Here is a 21,088-nt window from a genome sequence, read left to right on the forward strand (position 1 = left end):
TGGGGTCGACGGATTCCAGTCTCTGCAAATAGCAGAAATCGACATCATCCCAACAGCTAAAAGCGGAAAACGTTCGGCCTGCTGACGCCGCCCCCGGGAGCCAAAGCGGTAAGGCCCTTGCCCTGTCAGCCGGTCGTTCGCGGAACCGGCTCGACCTCCTGCTCGAGGTAGTTCACCCGCTGGATGATCAGGGTGCGATGCCGCTCCCACTCCGTCAGGGTTTGCTTCAACAGCTCCACCAGCCGTTCGGCTTGGCGGGAATCGTGCCCGCCGGCCTGCAACTCCTGCACCCGATCTTCCTGCCGGCGGATCCGCTGCCAGCCTTCCTCGATATCGAGATCGGCCTTCTCGAGGAGGCGTCGCTCGTCATGGAGTTGCTGCGTACGCTCGGCAAGGGATACGGCCATTGCGGCTTTTCACTTCTCTCGCTGGCGGATCGGTCGATCAAGCGATTGTAACACGGCGCGCCGGATCATGTCGGCATATTCGCGATATTCGGCCGCACGCCGCTCGTACATTTCGGCCACCGCCGGCCTGCCGCTGCGACGGCCATCTGCGGACATGCGCTGCACCAGTTCGGCCCGCTCCTCGACGATCCGGAGCGCGACGCGCAGAGCCTCGTCGACTTGTCCTTCCTGCTCCTTGGCGAGCGCATCAGCGGTGTAGGCGTGGCCGACCTGGCAGCGAAAGCGCATGGGATGGGCCTTATTGACTTCGGAAAGGACCCCGCCGCAGGCGGGGCAGGTCAGCGCCGCCGGATCGGCGATGTCGGCAAGGATTGCGGAGCCGATCCGCTCGCCCGCGGCGATTTGCACCTCCAGGCGGATATCCGGAGCGATCGGACGTGCGACCCCCGGCGCTTCCCGGGCAAGCTCGGCAAGGACGTCGCCGAGCCGCGCGGCGGGAACGCAGAGGTCGGCGCCGGCTGCCTCCAGCGCGCGCTGCGGCATCTCCACCGCGATCGCCTCCGACGGATCCTGCACGATCGTCATTCCGCCGCAGCGCTTGATCGCGTTGAGGCCGGCGGCCCCGTCCGAGAGGAGTCCGCTGAGCACCAACCCGATCACGCGCGGGCCGTGGTGCAGCGCGGCCGAGCGAAACAGTGGGTCGATCGCCGGCCGCACCATGTTCTCGCGCGGGCCGCGTCCGAGCTGGATGCGATCACCGGACAGCAGCAAATGATGGTCGGGGGCGCCGAGATAGACGTGGCCGCGCTCGAACTTCATGCCGTCGACGGCCTGATGCACCGGGAGCCTGCCGGCACCAGCGGCGACCGTGGACAGGATGCCGATGCCCTGCGCAGGAAGGTGGAGGACGATAAAGATCGCTGCCGGCACATCCGGCTGGAGGGCTGCCAGGATCTGCTTCAGCGGCCCGGTGGCTCCGGCGGAACCGCCGATGACGATGATGTCGCGGTTGCTCATGGAACCCACCATTCAATGCTTCGTTTGCACCAAGACGGCCTTGAGGCCTATGTTCCTATCTGTTGGCGGGGCACTGGAGGAAGCATGGCGCTATCGCCAACGTTGTCGCGCCGGCACGCCCCGTTGTCCGGACGTCGCATCCTCGTGGTCGAGGATGAGTATTTCCTGGCCGACGACATCAGCTCTGCGCTGCGGTCGGCGGGCGCGGAAATTGCCGGTCCGGTCGGCGAGCTCGACGATGCGCTCCCGATCATCAACGGCGGCGGTATCCTCGACGGGGCAGTGCTCGATGTGAACATTCGCAGTGAAATGGTTTTCCCGATTGCGCAGGAGCTCAGGGCCCGTCAGGTGCCGTTCGTGTTCACGACCGGCTACGACAAGGTCAGCATCGCTCCGCAATTTCACGACGTGGTGCTGTTGGAAAAGCCGATCGACATCGCCGCGATGGTTCGCAGCCTGGCCGGGCTGATCGGGAAGCCGAAGGCGTGAGGCGCCGCGCCGTTGCGCGGCCCGCACATGATCCGAGTGAGGTTCGAATGATCTACACCCGCAGCGCGGGCGACGCGCAGATCCTCTCCTTTTCGCGCGAACTGGTTCGCGATGCCCTCCAGATACTGCGCGACAGCGAGCACATCGCAAGGGCGCAGCGCATCCGGGATGAACTGGTTGCGGTCGAACCGGTTCGCGGGGAGGGCGATCCGGCCTAGAGCAGGCGGCTCCAGGTCAGCCACATAGCCACGGCAAGGCAGAGGGCGATCCCAAGATAGGGCAGGGCCTGCAAGCCCTGCGAGACGGCTTGGCGCAACGAGGAGTCCGTCAAGCCACCATCATCCATATGATCGCTCCCAGCATCACCAGGAAACCCAGCATCGCTGTCGCGATGAATGCCCGTTCGACGCGATCCATCGTCATCACGTTGCCCTCATGCCGGACACGATTTTGACGTTGTTCCGCGCGGTGCGCATTAGGCTATGTGAATCGCCGGCCGCTTTCTGAGCGATGGGCCGGCCTGGTGTCCAGGCTGGGCTGAGCTTACGGCGCTGCCGCAGCCGGAGGCGTTGCGCTGACGCCCGGCACCGTGGTCGGCCAGGGGCTGATCGGGTTGAGTGCCGACGGGGCGCAGGATGACTTGAGCTGCGTCCAGGCCGGCGCGAGGCCCGTGAGGTCGACGTCGAATTTCATCATGTCCGTCTTGTCGTCGGGCATCGTCGTGGTTTCGCGGACATGCAGGGAGCGGGAGGCCAGGATCGCCTTGACCATGTCGGCGTCGATGCTGCCGCGCCAGACCTCGTACTTGCCGGATCGGAGCGGTGACCCTCCGGCCTCCTTGTCCGTGACTGCGTCCGCCGTGATCAGGATCGTGCTCTTGCCGGTCGACGCCTCGTCGATTTCGGCCGCGAACCACAGCGGCACGCGCGCCTTGCTTTCGCACGACAGGCGCCACTCCATGGTCCGGAACGACGAGTCGTTCTCCTTCTTCATCACGGTGATCTTGCGGACGTACGGTCGCGCGTCCTTCTCCAGCTTCCACGCCGTCTCGGCGAGCGGTCGCGTGTCGATCCCGAAACGATAGAGCTCGGCTCGCGTCAGCACGTGCAGGTTCTCGAACTTCACGGTCCGGATCAGGGCGTCGAGCTCGCGGCTGATGCCCATCGAGGTGATGAACGCAGTGCGATCGCGATCGGCGCTCGCCATGCGGCGCTGCCTCGCCTCGGCGACGATCTGTGGGGGCGGATCCCCGGGAAAGCGCAGGACCAGCCTGGAATTATGAACCGCCAGCGCCGCGTCGGGCGCCACCTCGCGGGAGGTCGCGCCAAGAAACAGGTAACCGCAGGCCGAGTTGCACATGGCCCTGCGGGTGGTGAGCTCCGCCTCGACCTCGCCGCTTGTGTTCTTCACCTTCAGGCAGGCGGCGTCCACCTGCGTGTCCGCCGCGCATGCCGTCACGATGGTGCGGCCGACCCGGGCGATCGCCTTGCGACCGCGCAGCAGCCGCCCGATCGCGTAGGACTGCTCCACGTTCCCGCCGGGCGAATAAAGGTAGATCGGCCGCTGCGTATCCTTGACCGCGGCGAGGAAGCGGCGAATGCGCGGGGCTGCGTCCCCATCGATCTCGCCCTCGATGGCGATCCAGCGGTCGCAGCCCGGCCCGCACGCATCGGGCGCTCCCTTGGCCAGATAGATCGTCAGCCTGGGCGCAAATCCGGCTTTCTCCGACGGCGTTTCAGCGCGCAATGCGCCGGGAAGCGAGAGGGTGGCGACGGCAAGCAGAATACGGGCGAGCATGAAATGATCGACTATGCGGTGCAAACCGATATCGACGCTATACGACGCCTGGCGCTTTCACAACTTGCGGTGGCGCTCGAATTTGCGTTTATTTTGCTGACGTCCGGGCGGGCAGATCCCTGTGAACCGCCGAACGGCTTCGGTGATCCGGCGTCAGCGACGGCGCGAGCGGCGCAGCGTCGCCTCGCGAGGCGACCTCGACCGGAGCAGACCCGGCATCGCGCCGGGCGACGGCCCAGATCAGCAAACCGAGCAACGCCAGCGCAGCGCCGACGGGACCGGTGGAGGTCCAGCCGAGCCCTTCGCGGATGGCAAGGCCACCCAGGAACGGGCCGAGCGCATTGGCGGTGTTGAAGGCCGAATGGTTCAGCGCGGCCGCCAGCGCCTGCGCGTCGCCGGCGACGTCCATCAGACGCGTCTGGAGGATGGCGCCGAGCGAGACGCTGGCGCCGATCGCGAAGATGTCTATTGCCAGCAGCCAGGGATTGCCTGCGGCGAGCGGAAACACCAGGAGTGCGACCGCCGCAAACAGCAGGATGATGCCCGCCGTTGGCATCAGCGCGCGGTCGGCAAAGCGCGGCACGAACAGATTGCCGAGCGTGGCGCCGATGCCGAATAATGCGAGGAAGAACGGAATGGTCGCGGGGCTGACCTTGGTGACCTCGATCAGCGTTGTCGCAAGATAGGTGTAGACGGCAAACATGCCGCCAAAGCCGATGGCGCCGATCGCCAGCGTGATCCAGACGCGGCCGCTTCTGAGGGCGCCGAGCTCCCGCAGTGGATCCGACCGGCCCGCCTGGTCGCGCGGCGCGAACAGCGCGCACAGCAGCACCGTGAGCAGCGCCAGCACCGACACGAGACCGAAGCTCGCGCGCCAGCCGACTGACTGTCCAATCAGGTTGGCCAGGGGCACGCCGATGATGGTCGCGCAGGTCAGGCCGAGCATGACCTGGCCGATCGCCTGCGAGCGGCGCTGTTGCGGAACCAGCGAAGCCGCAACCAGCGCGGCGATACCGAAATAGGCGCCATGTGGCAGCCCCGACAGGAAGCGTGCCGCGATCATCCAGCCAAAGCCGGGTGCAAGCGCAGTGAGCGCGTTGCCGAGCGCGAACACGGCCATCAGGACCAGCAGTTGCGTGCGCCGGGCGAAGCGCGCACCCAGCACCGCGATCAGCGGTGCGCCCAGCACCACGCCGAGTGCGTAGGCACTGATCGCGTGCCCTGCGGTCGGCTCGTCGACGTGGAGGTCGGCGGCGAAGAACGGCAGCAGGCTCATCGAGGCGAATTCGGTGGTCCCGATCGCAAAGCCGCCCATCGCGAGCGAGATCAGAACGATGGCGAGGTGAGGGGGATGAGCGGCCGCGGTCGAATTGGCGCGGGGCGAGGTCGCGAGAGGCGAGATCGTCATGAGTCCTGCATTGCTGGCGTCAACGGGAACCAGCCCAGCGAACGTCGCCATCCCTGCAAGATTTATCCGTCGTACTTAAACCCGGATCAGTTTGCGTCAACACGTAAGGCGCAGCGCAAGGCAGGTCGCATATCAGCGTCCCGATTTGCGTGTGCCAACGATTAGCCGGGTCGCTTCGACCGCGGAGCGGGTCTCTGCTGCGAAAAGTAAGGATTCGCGACGCAACTCGCCGAGCGCCCGACGGCGAGAAACCTGCATTGCTCGAGCGAGGTGTAGCGGCAGTCGAAATAGCCCACCTGGCCGTAGATCTGCATGCACACTGGATAGCTGGGATCATAGGTCTGCGCGCGCGCCTGCGCGCTCACGAAGAGCGTACCGGTCGCAATGAGCGCAAGCCAGGCGCTGCGCATCTCAGCGCGAGAGCAAGGTGCCCGGCGCCAGCGTGCGCGGGCGATTCTGATACGCGTAGGGATCATCACTCTGTCCCCCGAAGTAGGGATTGGCGATGCAGGTCAGCGCGCGGCCCGATGCGCTTGCCTGACACTGTGCGTAAGTATCGAACCTGCAATTGCTCAGCCCCGGCCATTCGTCGCCCGTCAGGCAGAACGCGTGATGCGTACCGAACGCGCGTGCAGGCGTGCTTGTGTTCAGCGCGAGCGTGAATGTGGCGATTGCAAGCGAAAGTGTGGCGACAATGGGGAGGGCAATTCGTCCGCACATTTCTCGATTCTCCAATCACACGATTGTGCGCGCGACGATGTTACGCGCGCGTGCAGTTTATCTCGTCTCGTCGACATTGGAACTGCCGAAAACACTTGTTTCAAAGGGTTTCCAGCGCGCTCTGATAAATCTTCATTAATGAAGCGCGGGCCTTTGGTGTGAACTGTTGCGTCGAGGTTACAGCAATTCCATCGATCGCTGTTATGACCACGCCACGGCCAGGGGGCCTAACGACGAAACTGGAACGGGATTGAAATGAAGAAGAATTTGTTGCTTGCCGCTGTGAGCCTCGTCGCGCTCAGCGCAGCTGCACCGGCGCTGGCTGCCGATCTCGCGGCTCGGCCGTACACCAAGGCGCCCGCGATGGTCGCCGCGATCTACGACTGGAGCGGCTTCTACATCGGCATCAACGGCGGCGGTGGTTCGTCGCACGCGACCTGGGATTTCGTTGGCGTTGGTCGCGAAGGCTCGCACGATGCGACCGGCGGCACGGTCGGTGGCCAGATCGGCTATCGCTGGCAGTCGGGCCAGTGGGTGTTCGGCGTGGAAGGCCAGGGCAACTGGGCCGACTTCTCCGGCGACAATCAGAGCGCGCTGTTCGCCACCCGCAACCGCACGAAGATCGATGCGTTCGGTCTGATCACCGGCCAGGTCGGCTACGCCTGGAACAACGTCCTGATCTACGTCAAGGGCGGTGCCGCCGTGGTCAGCGACAAGTACGAGATCTCCGCCCTCGGCGGCGGACTGCTCGCGTCGACCAGCGACACCCGTTGGGGCGGAACTGTTGGCGCTGGCCTCGAGTACGGCTTCGCGCCGAACTGGTCGGTTGGCGTCGAGTACAACCACATCTTCCTGTCGGACAAGGATGTCACCTTTGCCGGTTTCGCCGGCACCGAGCGCATCCGCCAGGACGTCGACATGGGCCTCGTCCGCCTGAACTACAAGTTCGGCGGCCCGCTGATCGGCCGTTACTGATACCGATCGCTCGTTTGAGCGGTCATCGAAAGCCCCGGCCGTTGGCCGGGGCTTTTTTGTTAGGTGAATTCAGCGAGTTAACCATTGCGTTGCGAGATCGCTGGCCAGGCTTGACTCCCGTGAACGAAATGAGAACAATGTTCTTCATACGTTCTAGCAAGGGAGCGAGACCATGTTCAGGATTTTCGTGGAAGAGGCGGCTGCACTGGCGTCCATCACACTGTTCGTCGGGATGATCGCAATCTGGGCCCAGGTCATACCGCAGCTCTAGACCTGCGGTTTTTGCAAACCCGTGCTCCTCTTCACCGGTGCCCCTTGGGGAAAAGCGGGACGACGCGGCAAAGCGGCCGCTCCGGCGTGGACTCTGGCGGCGCGAGACCCCACCATTGTGATGCGAGTCGGCCGCGCGAGTGCATGATGCCTTGAGGAGCCGGCGACCGCTCCATCTCATCTGCAAGAGGCCGTCACGCGACCATGCCGAGCGCCGGATTTGTCCACCTTCACGTTCACTCGGCCTATTCGCTGCTCAAGGGCTCGATCAAGATCGCCAAGCTCGCCGAGCTTGCGAAGAAAGACCATCAGCCCGCGCTGGCACTGACCGACACCGACAATCTGTTCGGGGCGCTCGAGTTCTCCGACAAGATGGCGGGCTCCGGGATCCAGCCGATCGTCGGCTGCGAGCTTGCGATCGACTTCGGCGACCAGGATCCCAACGCGCGCAATGCGATGGCGCCGTCGCGTGTGGTGCTGCTGGCCGCGCAGGAGCGCGGCTATCGCAGTCTGATGCGGCTGAATTCGCGGGCGTTCCTGGAATCGCCCGACAGCCATGCCCCGTTCATCAAGTTCGATTGGTTCGACGGCGAGACCGAGGGCCTGATCGCGCTCACGGGCGGTCCGGACGGGCCGATCTCGCTGGCGCTGGCCGGCGGCATGGCCGAGCTCGCGGCGACGCGCTGCGAGCGTCTGGCCAATCTGTTCGGCGACCGGCTCTACATCGAGCTGCAGCGCCACAACATCGACAAGGAGCGGCGCATCGAGAGCGGCCTGATCGACATCGCCTATGCAAAGGGCCTGCCGCTGGTCGCGACCAACGAGCCGTATTTCGCGTCGACCGACGATTACGAGGCGCATGACGCGCTGCTCTGCATCGCCGGCGGCCGGCTGATCGCCGAGACCGATCGCGTGCAGCTCACTCCCGACCACCGCTTCAAGACTCGCGCCGAGATGGCGGTGCTGTTCGCCGACATTCCGGAGGCGCTGGCGTCCACGGTCGAGATCGCCGAGCGCTGCTCGTTCCGCCCGATGACGCGCAAGCCGATCCTGCCGTTCTTCACGGTTGGCGCCGCCGCAAGCTCCGATGCCGCGGCGGTCGAGGCCGCCGAATTGAAGCGCCAGGCGGAGGAGGGGCTCGCCAACCGTCTGCGCGTGCATGGCCTGTCGCAGGGCATGACGGAGGAGGACTACAACAAGCGCCTCGCGTTCGAGCTCGACGTCATCATGCGCATGAAGTACGCGGGTTACTTCCTGATCGTGTCCGACTTCATCAAGTGGGCGAAGTCGCAAGGCATCCCGGTCGGGCCGGGCCGCGGCTCCGGCGCCGGCTCGCTGGTCGCGTGGGCGCTGACCATCACCGACCTCGACCCGATCAAGTTCGGCCTGCTGTTCGAGCGCTTCCTCAATCCCGAGCGCGTGTCGATGCCGGACTTCGACATCGACTTCTGCCAGGACCGCCGCGGCGAGGTGATCCAGTACGTCCAGCAGCGGTACGGCCGCGACCAGGTCGCGCAGATCATCACCTTCGGAACGCTGCAGGCGCGCGGCGTGCTGCGTGACGTCGGCCGTGTGCTGCAGATGCCCTATGGCCAGGTCGACAAGCTGACGAAGCTGGTGCCGCAGAATCCGGCCGCACCGGTGACGCTTGCGGCAGCGATCGAAAGCGAACCAAAACTTCAGGCGTTCCGCGATGAAGATCCGGTGGTGGCGCGCGCCTTCGACATCGCCCAGCGCCTCGAAGGCCTGACGCGGCACGCCTCGACTCACGCGGCCGGCATTGTGATCGGCGATCGCCCCTTGAGCGAACTCGTCCCGATGTACCGCGATCCGAAGTCGGACATGCCGGTGACCCAGTTCAACATGAAATGGGTCGAGCCGGCGGGCCTCGTCAAATTCGACTTCCTCGGCCTGAAGACGCTGACCGTGCTCGACGTCGCCTGCAAGCTGCTCAAGCCGCGCGACATTCATGTCGATCTCGCCACGCTGCCGATCGACGATGCCGAAAGCTACCAGATGCTGGCGCGCGGCGAGGTGGTCGGCGTGTTCCAGGTTGAAAGCGCGGGCATGCGGCGCGCGCTGGTCGACATGCGGCCCGACCGTTTCGAGGACATCATTGCCCTCGTCGCGCTCTATCGCCCGGGCCCGATGGCGAACATCCCGACCTATTGCGCACGCAAGCACGGCGACGAGGAGCCGGAATATCTGCATCCCGTGCTGGAGCCGATCCTGAAGGAGACCTTCGGCGTCATCATCTACCAGGAACAGGTGATGCAGATCGCGCAGGTGATGTCGGGCTATTCGCTCGGCGACGCCGACCTGCTGCGCCGCGCCATGGGCAAGAAGATCCGCGCCGAGATGGACAAGCAGCGCGACATCTTCGTCGCGGGCGCGGTGAAGAACGGCGTGCCGAAGGGGCAGGCCGAGACCATCTTCGAATTGCTCGCCAAGTTTGCCGACTACGGCTTCAACAAGAGCCACGCAGCGGCCTATGCGCTGGTATCCTACCACACCGCCTACATGAAGGCGCATTATCCGGTGGAGTTCATCGCAGCGTCCATGACGCTCGATCTCAACAACACGGACAAGCTCTCCGAATTCCGCTCCGAGGCGCAGCGCCTCGGCATCAAGGTCGAGCCGCCGAACATCAACCGCTCCGGTGCGACCTTCGAGGTCGGCGACAAGGTCATCTACTACGCGCTCGCCGCCCTCAAAGGCGTCGGCATCCAGGCGATCGAACAGATCATCGAGGAGCGCACGAAGCGGGGGGTGTTCACCTCGCTCGCTGACTTCGCCGCGCGCGTCAATCCGCGTGCGATCAACAAGCGTATCATCGAAAGCCTGGCTGCCGCCGGCGCTTTCGACACGCTGGAGCCAAACCGCGCCCGCGTCTTCGCAGGCGCAGACTCGATCATGGCCGCCTGCCAGCGCGCGCATCAGGCCGAGACGATCGGCCAGAACGACATGTTCGGCATGTCGGCGGACGCGCCGACGATCATGCTGCCGCAGATCGAGCCCTGGCTGCCGGCCGAGCGGCTGCGTCGCGAGTACGACGCGATCGGCTTCTTCCTGTCGGGACATCCGCTCGACGATTACGCCACCGTCCTGAAGCGGCTGCGGGTGCAGAGCTGGGCCGAGTTCTCGCGCGCGGTGAAGACCGGCGCCACCGCCGGCAAGGTCGCGGCCACCGTGGTCTCGCGCATGGAGCGGCGCACCAAGACCGGCAACAAGATGGGCATCATGGGCCTGTCGGACCCGACCGGGCATTTCGAGGCGGTGCTGTTCTCGGAAGGGCTCGCGCAATATCGCGACGTGCTGGAGCCGGGCGCCGCCGTGCTGCTCCAGCTCGGCGCCGAGCTCCAGGGCGAGGACGTGCGCGCCCGCGTGCTGCATGCCGAGCCGCTCGATGAGGCCGCGGCCAAGACGCAGAAGGGCCTGCGCATCTTCCTGCGCGATACCAAGCCGCTGGACTCGATCGCCAAGCGTCTCGCCGGTCCCGATGCAGCCGCGTCGAACGGCGCCGCGCCGAAGGTCGGCAGCCCGGGGCTAGCGCCGCGCTCCAACGGCGACGGCGAGGTCTCGCTGGTGATGATGCTCGACCTCGAGACCGAGGTGGAGATGAAGCTGCCCGGCCGCTTCAAGGTCTCGCCGCAGATCGCCGGCGCGATCAAGGCGGTTGCGGGCGTGGTGGACGTGCAGCAACTGTAGAGCGCGATGAGATTTAGACGAATCATCATCGCGCTTTGGATTGTTGTTGGAGCATGAACTCCGGACAAACGCGTGCCGCGTTTGTCGCGAGGGAAGATTGCTGCGCTTTTTTTCGGATCATGCCCTAGCAGCCGGTCGCGAATATATGCGGGCGCGCGCAGGTCCGTGCAGTCGCTGCGCGTGAGGCGAGCGATCACTTCGGCTTGGCAGCATGGTTCGCGGTGCAGCAATCATAAGTTGCGTCAATTATAATTGGTGATTTTTTCATATCGGCGCACCTATCATCGCGACGCTTCCATTCGTCCACTGTACCTGGGGAAACATCACATGTGCGACAAGTGCTCTGAATCTCTGCATCATCAACCTCCGCATCAAGACATCGCGCCGTCACGTCGGTCCGCGATGCTGTTTGGCGCCGCTGCGTTTTGCATGGCTTTCGCCGGCGGAGCTTTCGCCAACCGCGCCTTGGCCAAGGAAGCCAAGCAGCCACCCAAGCCGCAGAACGTGCTGGCGCCCGACGCGGCGCTGAAGCGGCTGATGGCGGGCAATGCGCGCTATGTCGAAGGCGTAGCGCGGCGCCACGATTTCAAGCACGAGCGTGAGGCGCTGGCCGGTGGCCAGAACCCGTTCGCGGCCGTTCTGAGCTGCGCCGACTCGCGCATCGCGCCGGAATATGCCTTCGACAGCGGCCGCGGCGATCTCTTCGTCTGTCGCGTCGCCGGAAATTTTGCCGGCACCGAGACCATCGCCAGCATGGAATATGCCGTCGCGGTGCTCAACGCGCCCCTGATCCTCGTGCTCGGCCATGACAGTTGCGGCGCGGTCGATGCGACGCTGAAGGCGATCAAGGACAATACGTCGCCGCCGGGACACATTCCCTCGCTGGTCGATGCGATCGCGCCCGCCGCAAAGGCTGCGATGCAGCAGGGCGGCGGGGATGTCCTCGACAAGGCGATCCGGCAGAACGTGATCGACAATGTCGCAAAGCTGAAGTCGGCCGCGCCGATCCTCAACGCGGCCGTGGAGCAGGGCAAGCTCAAGGTCGTCGGCGGCATCTACCGGCTCACGACGGGAACGGTCGACCTGATCCAGGGCTGAACGGGCCGACGCGGCTCGCCGCAGTGCGGCCACAAGGCTTGCGTGGGCCTGACGCAGGGTTTGATATGAGGCGGGGGCGCCATGCCGCCGCCTCAATCCGCGCTTTTCGTTCAAGAGCCATTCAGCCAGCCGGGCGTTTCATGCACGCTGGCACCTCAAAGACAAAAGCGGGCAAGCAAGCCATGCGTGGGACGCTCAAAGTCTTCATCTGCCTTCTCCTGCCGATCATGGTCCTTGCCGCTGGCGGTCCGGGGCCGGTGCGCGCGCAGCAGCAGGAAAAGCGCATCGCGCTCGTTGTCGGCAACGGCGCTTATGCCAAGTCGCCGCTCGCGACGACCGCGAACGATGCCGGCCTGATCGCGCAGACGCTGCAGGCGGCGGGCTTCGACGTCGTCGGCGCCCGCGATCTCGACGGCGACACGCTGCGCAAGAGCTTTCGCGATTTCGTCCAGAAGGCGCAGGCCTCGGGTCCCGGGACCGTCGCGATGGTCTATCTCGCCGGCTACGGCGTGCAGCTCGCCGGTGAGAACTATTTTATCCCGGTCGATTCCAACATCACGCGCGACACCGACATTCCGACCGAAGCCTTGCGCATCAGCGACTATGCGCGCCAGCTTGCGGCCCTTCCGCTCAAGGCCAACATCGTCGTGCTCGATGCAGCCCGCGCGCAGCCCTTCATCGAGGGCGGGCAGCCGATCGCGAGCGGGCTGGCGCTGGTCGAGCCCGATCCGAACATGCTGATCGCCTTCAACGCCGCGCCCGGCACGGTGGCGCCGGAGGAGCCGGGACCGTACGGCATCTACGCGCAGTCGCTGGCGGAAATGATCCGGACCGGCGGGTTGTCGTTGGCAGATGTGTTCGACCGCGTCCGCCTGCGCGTCAACGAGGCCAGCAAGGGCGCGCAGGTGCCCTGGAACGAGCAGAAGATATCGGCGCCATTCTCCTTCTTCGAGCGCGGGCCCGACGCGCCGCCGCCGGAGACGGCACCGGACCAGGTTGCTGCGATCCGCAGCAAGCCGATCCGCGATCTCGGTGCGCAGGATGCCTATGCCGCCGCGCTCTCGCGCGACACGCTGCCGTCTTATGAGGAATTTCTTGCGGCCTATCCGAACGATCCGATGTCCAAGCGCGTGATGGTGATCGTTGCGGCGCGCCGCGAGGCGATCACCTGGCGACGCACGTACCGGACCGACACGCCGGAGGCCTATTGGTCGTATCTGCGCCGCTATCCGCGCGGCCCGCACGCGGGCGATGCGCGTCGCCGCCTTGCGATCCTCACCGCGCCGGTCGAGCCGCCGCCGAGCTTTGCGATGATCGACTACGACGTGCCGCCCCCGCCGCCGGAGGAGGTGGTCTATGTCGATCGCCCGGTGCTGTATTTCAGCGACCCCGATTTCGGCTTCGCGCCGCCTCCGCCGCCGCCGGTCTACTATCTGCCGCCGCCGCCGCCGGATTTCGTCGTGCTGCCGCCGCCGCTGCCCGTGGTCGGCCTGTTCGTACTGCCGCAGCCGGTGTTCGTGCCGATCCCGGTGTTCGTGAGGCCGCCGGTCTATGTCGCGCCGCCGCCGAACAACATCATTTTCAACAACATCCATAACACCACGGTCATCAACACCGTGATCAACCAGGCGCCGGCACCGGCGCCTGCTGCGGGAGCCGGCGCAGGGCCGGCCAATCTGGCGCCGGCGGTTGCCGGCCGCGCCAATCCGGTGGCGCCGGCCGTGCCGCAGGCGGTGATGCAGCGCGCCGCCCTGATCCAGCAGGGCAAGGCACCGTTGCCGCAGAGCGCGACGATCCAGCCAACGGCGAGGCCCGGGGCGCCGCCGGCGGCGCCGGCGAACGTCGCGCCAAACGCCCTGCCGGGCGCCGCCGCACCAGGTGCGGCCCCGAACGCTGCACCACAGACCAGGCTGCCCGCGGCCAACACGTTGCCGGTGCCAGGGGCCCATGGCGGTCCGCCTGCGCCGCCGGCGGGGGCTGGCCCGCTGCCGAACGGCAGGCCCGCGCCGACCGCAATTGCGCCAGGAGCGACGACACCGGCTCATCCGGGGGCGCCCACGGCTGCGGCTCCCGGCACGACCACGCTGCCTGCCCATCCCGGTGCGCCAAATGCTGCCGGCTCTGCGACGGCAGCGCCCACCACGACAAACCCGCCTGCCGCGCCCGGCCAGCCGCCGAAGCCGCCGGTGGCACAGACCCCGCCGGGGGCGGGCCCTGCGGATCGCGCCAAGTCCGCAACCCGCGAGTCGCCCGGCACGCCTCCGGCCGCGGCCGGACGGCCGGTTGTTGCGCCACCGCCCTCGGCTGCGCATGAGCCGATCAGGCCGCAGAATCGGCCATCAGCCGCTCCGCCGCAGGCGGCGAGACCCGTTGCACCGCCGCCGCGGCCCCAGGCCGTGGCGCGGCCTTCGCCGCCGCCACCGCCGCCGCGCGTATCCGCGCCGCCGCCACGGGTGGCTGCGCCTCCGCCGCCACGGATGGCCGCACCCCCGCCGCCGCGACCCGCTCCGCCGCCGGTCGCTGCGGCCCGTCCCGCGCCGCCTCCGCCTGTTGCCCGGCCGGCTCCACCACCGCCGCCACCACGGGTGGCCGTGGCCCCGCCGCGTCCGGCGGCGCCTCCGCCACGCCCGGCGGCCCCGCCGCCCGCAAAGAAGTGCCCACCCAACCAGCCGAAGTGCTAGATGGCAGGGCGGTATTGATGGAACAGGGGCCTTTGGCTGGCGAAAACCGCCCAGATAAGGCCCTTATTTCCTTGCTTCTGGCCGAAATTGCGCTATAGAGCGCGCCATCTCACACGGAAACATGGCTCACAAGGCCGTCCGGTGGCAACCGGGGCGAGAACGCTCCGTTTTGCTCACACGTTTCCGGAGGAACCAACCGGAGAATTAGAACGATGGCACTGCCCGATTTCACTATGCGTCAGCTGCTCGAAGCTGGCGTGCACTTTGGTCACCAGTCTCACCGCTGGAATCCGAAAATGGCTCCGTTCATTTTCGGTGCTCGCAACAACATCCACATCGTCGACCTCGCGCAGACCGTGCCGATGCTGCACACGGCCCTTCAGGCCGTCAGCGACACGGTTGCCAAGGGCGGCCGCATCCTGTTCGTCGGCACCAAGCGCCAGGCGCAGGACGGCGTTGCCGATGCTGCCAAGCGCTGCGCGCAGTACTTCGTCAATTCGCGCTGGCTCGGCGGTACGCTGACCAACTGGAAGACGATCTCGGCCTCGATCAAGCGCCTGCGTCACCTCGACGACGTGCTCTCGGGCGGCGAAGCCAATTCCTACACGAAGAAGGAGCGCCTGACGCTTCAGCGCGAGCGCGACAAGCTCGACCGTTCGCTCGGCGGCATCAAGGACATGGGCGGTCTGCCCGACCTGATCTTCGTGATCGACACCAACAAGGAAGACATCGCGATCCAGGAGGCCCAGCGCCTCAACATTCCGGTCGCCGCGATCGTCGACACCAATTCGGACCCGAAGGGCATCACCTACGTGGTCCCCGGCAATGACGACGCCGGCCGCGCCATCGCGCTGTATTGCGACCTGATCGCCCGTGCGGCGATCGACGGCATCTCGCGTGCCCAGGGCGATTCGGGCATCGATATCGGCGCCTCGGTTCGTCCGGTTGCCGAAGAGCTGCCGGCGGCGTCCTCGAGCGGCTTCCAGGGCCTCGCAGGTCCGCGCGGCACCGCCGACGATCTCAAGAAGCTCCCGGGCGTGTCGGGCGCGATCGAGAAGAAGTTCAACGACCTCGGCATCTTCCACTACTGGCAGCTCGCCGAGCTCGACCACGACACCGCGCACACGATCGGCGAAGAAGTCGGTCTGCCGAGCCGTGCGGATGCCTGGGTGGCCAAGGCCAAGGCGCTGACCGCGGAAGCGGAATAGTCAAAAAGAGCGATGGGTTGGCCGGATAGGATTCGGCCACCATTTCAGTTGACGCGAATCCCTGAGATGGACCGCGGCGGGGCGATCGGATGCCACGCCGCGGCAAACCGGCAGGCACAAAGGATTTTCAACGATGGCAACGATCACAGCTGCGATGGTCAAGGACCTGCGCGAATCGACCGGCGCGGGCATGATGGACTGCAAGGCCGCGCTCACCGAAAACGACGGCAACATGGAAGCGGCGCAGGACTGGCTGCGCAAGAAGGGCCTGTCGAAGGCCGCCAAGAAGTCGGGCCGCGTCGCGGCCGAGGGCCTGATCGGCGCGCTCACCAAGGGCACCAAGGGCGTCGTGGTCGAGGTCAACTCCGAGACCGACTTCGTCGCGCGCAACGGCCAGTTCCAGGGCCTCGTCAAGATGATCGCCCAGGTCGCGTTCGACGCCGGTGCAGACGTCGAGAAGATCAAGGCCGCCAAGGTCGGCGACGTCACGATCGAAGCCGCCATCAATGATGCGATCGCCACCATCGGCGAGAACATGACGCTGCGCCGCGCTGCCGCCCTCGAGGTGAAGCAGGGCGTGGTGTCGCACTACGTCCACGGTGCCGTCATCGACGGCGCTGGCAAGATGGGCGTGATCGTTGCGCTGGAATCGCCGGGCAAGGCCGACGAGCTCGCCGCCCTCGGCCGCCAGATCGCGATGCATATCGCCGCCGCCAACCCGCTGGCGCTCGATCCGTCCGGCCTCGATCCGGCGGTGGTCAAGCGCGAGAAGGACGTGCTCGCCGACAAGTACCGTCAGCAGGGCAAGCCCGAGAACGTGATCGAGAAGATCGTCGAGTCCGGCCTGAAGACCTACTACAAGGAAGTCTGCCTGCTCGAGCAGGCCTTCATCCACGACACCGGCAAGTCGGTGGCGCAGGCGGTGAAGGAAGTCGAGGGCAAGGTCGGCGGCGCAGTGAAGATCGCCGGTTTTGTGCGCTATGCTCTCGGTGAGGGAATCGAGAAGCAGGAAAGCGACTTCGCAGCCGAGGTCGCGGCGGCCAGCGGCAAGAAGTAAAGCGCCGGAACGTTCCTTCCGGCGTGCCGCCGGAAGCGGCGCCCGGACAAGGAAAGTGCTCATGACTGATCCGGTCTATCGTCGCGTCGTGATCAAGCTGTCCGGCGAATATCTCGCGGGGCAGCAGGGGTTTGGCATCGATCAGCCGACCGTCGACCGGGTTGCGGACGATCTGATCGCCGCCCGCAGGCTCGGCACCGAGGTTGCGGTCGTGATCGGCGGCGGCAACATGGTCCGCGGCGTCGAGGTCTCTTCCCGGGGGGTGTCGCGCACCACCGGCGACACCATGGGCATGCTCGCCACCATGATGAACTGCCTCGCGCTGGAAGCGGCGATCGAGCGCAAGGGTACGCCGGCGCGCACGCTGTCGGCCTTCGTCATGCCCGAGATTTCCGAGCTGTTCACCCGCATTGCGGCGCACAAATACCTCGCCGAAGGCCGGATCGTGCTGCTCGGCGGCGGAACCGGCAATCCGTTCTTCACCACCGATACGACCGCGGTGCTGCGTGCGGCCGAAATCGGCGCGGAGGCGGTCCTGAAGGCGACCAATGTCGATGGCGTCTACTCGGCCGACCCGAAGAAGGATCCGAGCGCCACGCGGTTCGACCGGCTGACGCATTCGCAGGCGATCGAAGGCGGCTACAAGGTGATGGATGCGACCGCCTTCGCGCTTGCCCGCGAGACGTCGCTGCCTATCATCGTATTCTCGATCGCGGAGCCGGGCTCGATCGGTGCGATTCTGCGTGGCGTCGGCCACGGAACCATCGTCGCCGGCTGACGGCTCATCTGCCGCGCCCTCAAGGGAAGGGCGCGGTGAGGTCGCCGGGATTTTGAAGGAGAAACGTGATGGCCACGGGTAATTTCGATCTCAACGAAGTGAAGCGCCGCATGCAGGGCGCCGTCGCCTCGCTCAAGCACGAGCTTGGCGGCCTGCGCACCGGCCGCGCCTCGGCCTCGATGCTCGATCCCGTGCAGGTCGATGCTTATGGCAGCCATATGCCGCTCAATCAGCTCGCCACCGTCAGCGTGCCCGAGCCGCGCCTGATCTCGGTGCAGGTCTGGGACAAGTCGATGGTCAAGGCGGTGGAGAAGGCGATCGTCGACTCCAATCTCGGCCTGTCGCCCGCGACCGAAGGCCAGGTGCTGCGCCTGCGCATTCCCGAGCTCAACGAGGAGCGGCGCAAGGAGTTGGTGAAGGTCGCGCACAAATACGCGGAAGCCGCCAAGGTCGCCGCGCGCCACGTCCGCCGCGACGGTCTCGACGTGCTCAAGAAGCTCGAGAAGAATCACGAGATGTCGGAAGACGACCAGAAGCGTCACGCCGACGAGGTGCAGAAGGCGACCGACGGCACCATCGCCGAAATCGACCAGCTGCTGGCCGCCAAGGAAAAAGAAATCCTGACTGTTTAAGGCTGCCTCCATGTCCAACGCCGCCGCGCCCGCTACGGAAGGACCCGACCGGTCCGAGGCGCCCGCGCATGTCGCCATCATCATGGATGGCAACGGGCGTTGGGCGGCCGCGCGCGGCTTGCCGCGTGCGGAGGGGCATCGCCGCGGCGTCGAGGCCCTGCGCCGCGTGGTGCGCGCCTCGCACGAGCTCGGCATCCGCTATCTCACCATCTTCTCCTTCTCATCGGAGAATTGGTCGCGTCCGGCGAGCGAGATCGGCGATCTCTTCGGTCTGCTCCGCCGCTTCATCCGCAACGATCTGGCGAGCCTGCATCGCGACGGCGTCAAGGTTCGCATCATCGGCGAGCGGGACGGGCTCGAAAGCGATATCTGCGCGCTCCTGAACGAGGCCGAGGAGCTGACGCGCGACAACACCCGCCTCACGCTCGTCGTCGCCTTCAACTACGGCTCGCGGCAGGAGATCGCGAAGGCGGCGCAGAAGCTGGCGCGCGAGGTTGCCGACGGCAAGCGCGATCCTGCCACGATCGACGCCGAGACGCTCGGCGCGCATCTCGATGCGCCCGACATCCCCGATCCCGATCTCATCATCCGCACCAGCGGCGAGCAGCGGCTCTCGAATTTCCTGATGTGGCAGGCCGCCTATAGCGAGCTCGTCTTCGTGCCGATCCACTGGCCCGATTTCGACAAGGCGGCGCTGGAGGGCGCGATCGCCGAATTTGCCAGGCGCGAGCGCCGTTTCGGCGGCCTGGTCGCGAAAACCGCCTCGTGAGCGAATCCGACACCGCACCGGCGGGCGCAAAGCCTGCCCCGAGCAATCTGGTGATGCGGGTCCTCGCAGCCTTGGTGCTGGCGCCGCTGACCATTGCCATCGCTTATGCCGGCGGCTGGCTGTGGGCGCTTCTCGTCACCCTGGTCTCGATCGGGCTGTTCGCGGAATGGCTGATGGTGGTGGGGGCGGGATCGGCTGCGCTGACCGGGGCAGGGACGGTCGTGATCGCCATGATGGGAGCCGCCGTCGCTTTTGGCGCGCTCAAGACCTCCGTCGTCACTGGCCTCATCGGCGGTGCGATCGTGACGCTGATCGCGCGCGGCAAGTTCTTATGGGCAGCCACCGGGTTTGCCTATGCGTCGGCGGCGCTGCTGGCCTCGATCCTGGTGCGGAAGGATCTCGTCAACGGCTTCTCCGCGCTGATGTTCGTACTGCTGGTGGTGTGGGCGACCGATATCGGCGGCTATTTCGCCGGCCGCGGCATTGGCGGACCGAAGCTGTGGCCGCGGGTGAGCCCGAAGAAGACCTGGGCCGGAGCTCTCGGCGGCTTTGCCGCGAGCCTTGCGGTCGCTGCCGGCTTTGCGGCTTGCGGTGTCGGGAAGGCGGTCCCGCTGCTGCTGGTCAGCGCCGTGCTCTCGGTGGTGTCGCAGCTGGGCGATCTGTTCGAATCCGCGGTGAAGCGGCGGTTCGGAGTCAAGGATTCCAGTCACTTAATTCCCGGCCATGGCGGGCTTTTGGACCGCCTGGACGGCTTTGTTGCCGCCATCCTGGCGGCCTGGTTTATCGGCTTTCTCCGTCACGGTGTGCATAGCACCGGAAGCGGTCTTATGGTTTGGTGAGGATATGAGCGCCGTTCCCTTGCGTAATAACAGGCTTGCTGCGTCCGACATTCGCAGCGTCACAGTCCTCGGTGCCACCGGCTCGATCGGCGACAGCACGATGGATCTGCTGCGCGCCTCTCCTGAGCGCTACCGCGTCGAGGCCTTGACGGCGAACGGCAATGTCGAAGCGCTGGCCAAGCTCGCGAAGGAATTCAACGCGCGCTTCGTGGCGATCGCGGACAGCTCGAAGCTCGGCGAGCTCAAGGCTCTCCTGGCGGGAACGAGCACCGAATGCGGCGCCGGTGAAAGCGCGGTGATCGAGGCTGGCGCGCGTCCCGCCGATTGGGTGATGGCAGCCGTCAGCGGCGCCGCCGGGCTGAAGCCGGCTCTCGCCGCGGTCGATCGCGGCGCGCATGTCGCGCTCGCCAACAAGGAATGCCTCGTCTGCGCCGGCGATTTCTTCATGCAGCGAGCGACGAAAGCAGGCGCCTGCATCCTGCCGGCCGATTCCGAGCATAACGCGCTGTTCCAGGCGCTGGCGTCGGGCAATCGCGACGAGCTGGTCCGCGTCATCATCACCGCATCGGGCGGCCCGTTCCGGACCTGGAAGCCCGCCGACATCGAGCAGGCGACGCTCGAGCAGGCGCTCAAGCATCCGAACTGGAGCATGGGCCAGAAGATCACGATCGATTCCGCCTCGATGATGAACAAGGGGCTCGAGGTGATCGAGGCGTCCTATCTGTTCGCGCTGACGCCGGATGAGATCGACGTGCTGGTGCATCCGCAGTCGATCATCCACGGCATGGTCGAGTTCTCCGACCGTTCGGTCATGGCGCAGCTCGGCTCGCCCGACATGCGCACGCCGATCGCGCACTGCCTCGGCTGGCCCGACCGCATCAAGGGGCCCGCTGCCAAGCTGGACCTCGCCAAGATCGGCCAGCTCACCTTCGAGACACCGGACTTCGAGCGGTTCCCGGGACTACGGCTGGCCTACGATTCGCTGCGGACCGGGAAGGGGGCCACCACGGTCTACAACGCCGCCAACGAGGTCGCCGTCGCCGCCTTCATCGCCGGCAAGATCCGCTTCGGCGCGATTGCCCGGTTGGTCGAGGCGACCCTTGATGACTGGATCCGCGGCGGGAACCAAGCGCCCCTGACGTCCGCCGACGATGCAATCTCTGTTGACCATGTTGCTCGAAATAGAGCTGCCGCCCTATTGCCTCAAATTGCCTTAAAGGCATCCTAGTTGGTTC

Annotated in this window: 19 protein-coding genes; 13 read left to right on the forward strand and 6 right to left on the reverse strand. The window is 66.1% G+C overall.

Annotated features, from left to right (window positions below; all coding sequences use genetic code 11):
- Positions 1-125: 125 nt before the first annotated feature.
- The gene (locus tag QA649_RS22275) at positions 126-407 is read right to left on the reverse strand and encodes a hypothetical protein (RefSeq protein ID WP_283019080.1); all 282 of its coding nucleotides are present in this window, start codon (positions 405-407) and stop codon (positions 126-128) included.
- A gap of 9 nt (positions 408-416) precedes the next feature.
- Positions 417-1,424, reverse strand: a complete 1,008-nt coding sequence (locus QA649_RS22280; RefSeq protein WP_283019081.1) for a chemotaxis protein CheB — start codon at positions 1,422-1,424, stop codon at positions 417-419.
- Positions 1,425-1,508: 84 nt separating this feature from the next.
- On the opposite strand from QA649_RS22280, the gene QA649_RS22285 reads away from it, so the two are divergent.
- Complete coding sequence (locus QA649_RS22285) at positions 1,509-1,913, forward strand: response regulator (protein WP_283026071.1); 405 nt, start codon at positions 1,509-1,511, stop codon at positions 1,911-1,913.
- A gap of 47 nt (positions 1,914-1,960) precedes the next feature.
- Complete coding sequence (locus QA649_RS22290; RefSeq protein ID WP_283019082.1) at positions 1,961-2,131, forward strand: hypothetical protein; 171 nt, start codon at positions 1,961-1,963, stop codon at positions 2,129-2,131.
- 325 nt (positions 2,132-2,456) lie between these two features.
- On the opposite strand, the gene QA649_RS22295 is transcribed toward QA649_RS22290, so the two are convergent.
- From QA649_RS22295 to QA649_RS22310, 4 genes are all read right to left on the reverse strand, one after another.
- A complete protein-coding gene (locus QA649_RS22295) occupies positions 2,457-3,710 on the reverse strand; it encodes a hypothetical protein (RefSeq protein ID WP_283019083.1) in 1,254 nt (417 codons plus the stop codon).
- A gap of 88 nt (positions 3,711-3,798) precedes the next feature.
- Complete coding sequence (locus tag QA649_RS22300) at positions 3,799-5,118, reverse strand: MFS transporter (protein ID WP_283019084.1); 1,320 nt, start codon at positions 5,116-5,118, stop codon at positions 3,799-3,801.
- A gap of 161 nt (positions 5,119-5,279) precedes the next feature.
- The gene (locus tag QA649_RS22305; RefSeq protein ID WP_018642322.1) at positions 5,280-5,528 is read right to left on the reverse strand and encodes a DUF3551 domain-containing protein; all 249 of its coding nucleotides are present in this window, start codon (positions 5,526-5,528) and stop codon (positions 5,280-5,282) included.
- Between the two features lies 1 nt (position 5,529).
- Positions 5,530-5,838 carry a DUF3551 domain-containing protein gene (locus tag QA649_RS22310; RefSeq protein WP_283019085.1) on the reverse strand — a complete coding sequence of 103 codons (309 nt, stop codon included), beginning with the start codon at positions 5,836-5,838 and terminating at the stop codon, positions 5,530-5,532.
- Between the two features lie 255 nt (positions 5,839-6,093).
- Here QA649_RS22310 and QA649_RS22315 point away from each other — a divergent pair, with 255 nt between their 5' ends.
- The 11 genes from QA649_RS22315 to dxr all read left to right on the forward strand — a co-directional run bounded on the left by QA649_RS22315 (position 6,094) and on the right by dxr (position 21,081).
- Positions 6,094-6,813: an outer membrane beta-barrel protein gene (locus QA649_RS22315; protein ID WP_283019086.1), complete on the forward strand. Its 720-nt coding sequence runs from the start codon at positions 6,094-6,096 to the stop codon at positions 6,811-6,813.
- Between the two features lie 474 nt (positions 6,814-7,287).
- Entirely contained in the window at positions 7,288-10,791 is a 3,504-nt protein-coding gene (gene dnaE / locus QA649_RS22320) for a DNA polymerase III subunit alpha (RefSeq protein WP_283019087.1), read from the forward strand.
- A 327-nt stretch (positions 10,792-11,118) separates the two neighbouring features.
- A complete protein-coding gene (locus QA649_RS22325; protein ID WP_283019088.1) occupies positions 11,119-11,889 on the forward strand; it encodes a carbonic anhydrase in 771 nt (256 codons plus the stop codon).
- 182 nt (positions 11,890-12,071) lie between these two features.
- Positions 12,072-14,570, forward strand: coding sequence for a caspase family protein (locus tag QA649_RS22330; RefSeq protein ID WP_283019089.1), 2,499 nt, complete (start codon positions 12,072-12,074; stop codon positions 14,568-14,570).
- A 212-nt stretch (positions 14,571-14,782) separates the two neighbouring features.
- Positions 14,783-15,778 carry a 30S ribosomal protein S2 gene (locus QA649_RS22335; protein ID WP_018642316.1) on the forward strand — a complete coding sequence of 332 codons (996 nt, stop codon included), beginning with the start codon at positions 14,783-14,785 and terminating at the stop codon, positions 15,776-15,778.
- Positions 15,779-15,911: 133 nt separating this feature from the next.
- Complete coding sequence (gene tsf, locus QA649_RS22340; RefSeq protein WP_283019090.1) at positions 15,912-16,835, forward strand: translation elongation factor Ts; 924 nt, start codon at positions 15,912-15,914, stop codon at positions 16,833-16,835.
- Positions 16,836-16,896: 61 nt separating this feature from the next.
- Positions 16,897-17,613 carry a UMP kinase gene (gene pyrH, locus QA649_RS22345; protein ID WP_283019091.1) on the forward strand — a complete coding sequence of 239 codons (717 nt, stop codon included), beginning with the start codon at positions 16,897-16,899 and terminating at the stop codon, positions 17,611-17,613.
- Positions 17,614-17,681: 68 nt separating this feature from the next.
- Positions 17,682-18,245 carry a ribosome recycling factor gene (frr, locus tag QA649_RS22350; RefSeq protein ID WP_057756077.1) on the forward strand — a complete coding sequence of 188 codons (564 nt, stop codon included), beginning with the start codon at positions 17,682-17,684 and terminating at the stop codon, positions 18,243-18,245.
- Between the two features lie 10 nt (positions 18,246-18,255).
- The gene (locus tag QA649_RS22355; protein ID WP_283019092.1) at positions 18,256-19,014 is read left to right on the forward strand and encodes an isoprenyl transferase; all 759 of its coding nucleotides are present in this window, start codon (positions 18,256-18,258) and stop codon (positions 19,012-19,014) included.
- Entirely contained in the window at positions 19,011-19,853 is an 843-nt protein-coding gene (locus QA649_RS22360) for a phosphatidate cytidylyltransferase (protein ID WP_283019093.1), read from the forward strand. The genes QA649_RS22355 and QA649_RS22360 overlap by 4 nt, the downstream gene beginning before the upstream one ends.
- Positions 19,854-19,857: 4 nt before the next feature.
- Positions 19,858-21,081, forward strand: coding sequence for a 1-deoxy-D-xylulose-5-phosphate reductoisomerase (gene dxr, locus QA649_RS22365; RefSeq protein ID WP_283019094.1), 1,224 nt, complete (start codon positions 19,858-19,860; stop codon positions 21,079-21,081).
- Positions 21,082-21,088 lie beyond the last annotated feature (7 nt).

It is taken from the genome of Bradyrhizobium sp. CB1717, assembly GCF_029714325.1.
Classification (GTDB): Bacteria; Pseudomonadota; Alphaproteobacteria; order Rhizobiales; family Xanthobacteraceae; genus Bradyrhizobium.

Bases quoted from the DNA above. Each gene is read 5' to 3' on its own strand.
- QA649_RS22290 (WP_283019082.1), top strand. From the start codon at position 1,961: ATGATCTACACCCGCAGCGCGGGCGACGCGCAGATCCTCTCCTTTTCG.
- QA649_RS22280 (WP_283019081.1), bottom strand. From the start codon at position 1,424: ATGAGCAACCGCGACATCATCGTCATCGGCGGTTCCGCCGGAGCCACC.
- QA649_RS22295 (WP_283019083.1), bottom strand. From the start codon at position 3,710: ATGCTCGCCCGTATTCTGCTTGCCGTCGCCACCCTCTCGCTTCCCGGC.
- QA649_RS22300 (WP_283019084.1), bottom strand. From the start codon at position 5,118: ATGACGATCTCGCCTCTCGCGACCTCGCCCCGCGCCAATTCGACCGCG.
- tsf (WP_283019090.1), top strand. From the start codon at position 15,912: ATGGCAACGATCACAGCTGCGATGGTCAAGGACCTGCGCGAATCGACC.
- QA649_RS22325 (WP_283019088.1), top strand. From the start codon at position 11,119: ATGTGCGACAAGTGCTCTGAATCTCTGCATCATCAACCTCCGCATCAA.
- QA649_RS22330 (WP_283019089.1), top strand. From the start codon at position 12,072: ATGCGTGGGACGCTCAAAGTCTTCATCTGCCTTCTCCTGCCGATCATG.
- QA649_RS22305 (WP_018642322.1), bottom strand. From the start codon at position 5,528: ATGCGCAGCGCCTGGCTTGCGCTCATTGCGACCGGTACGCTCTTCGTG.
- QA649_RS22315 (WP_283019086.1), top strand. From the start codon at position 6,094: ATGAAGAAGAATTTGTTGCTTGCCGCTGTGAGCCTCGTCGCGCTCAGC.
- QA649_RS22355 (WP_283019092.1), top strand. From the start codon at position 18,256: ATGTCCAACGCCGCCGCGCCCGCTACGGAAGGACCCGACCGGTCCGAG.
- QA649_RS22335 (WP_018642316.1), top strand. From the start codon at position 14,783: ATGGCACTGCCCGATTTCACTATGCGTCAGCTGCTCGAAGCTGGCGTG.
- dnaE (WP_283019087.1), top strand. From the start codon at position 7,288: ATGCCGAGCGCCGGATTTGTCCACCTTCACGTTCACTCGGCCTATTCG.
- dxr (WP_283019094.1), top strand. From the start codon at position 19,858: ATGAGCGCCGTTCCCTTGCGTAATAACAGGCTTGCTGCGTCCGACATT.
- pyrH (WP_283019091.1), top strand. From the start codon at position 16,897: ATGACTGATCCGGTCTATCGTCGCGTCGTGATCAAGCTGTCCGGCGAA.
- frr (WP_057756077.1), top strand. From the start codon at position 17,682: ATGGCCACGGGTAATTTCGATCTCAACGAAGTGAAGCGCCGCATGCAG.
- QA649_RS22310 (WP_283019085.1), bottom strand. From the start codon at position 5,838: ATGTGCGGACGAATTGCCCTCCCCATTGTCGCCACACTTTCGCTTGCA.
- QA649_RS22285 (WP_283026071.1), top strand. From the start codon at position 1,509: ATGGCGCTATCGCCAACGTTGTCGCGCCGGCACGCCCCGTTGTCCGGA.
- QA649_RS22275 (WP_283019080.1), bottom strand. From the start codon at position 407: ATGGCCGTATCCCTTGCCGAGCGTACGCAGCAACTCCATGACGAGCGA.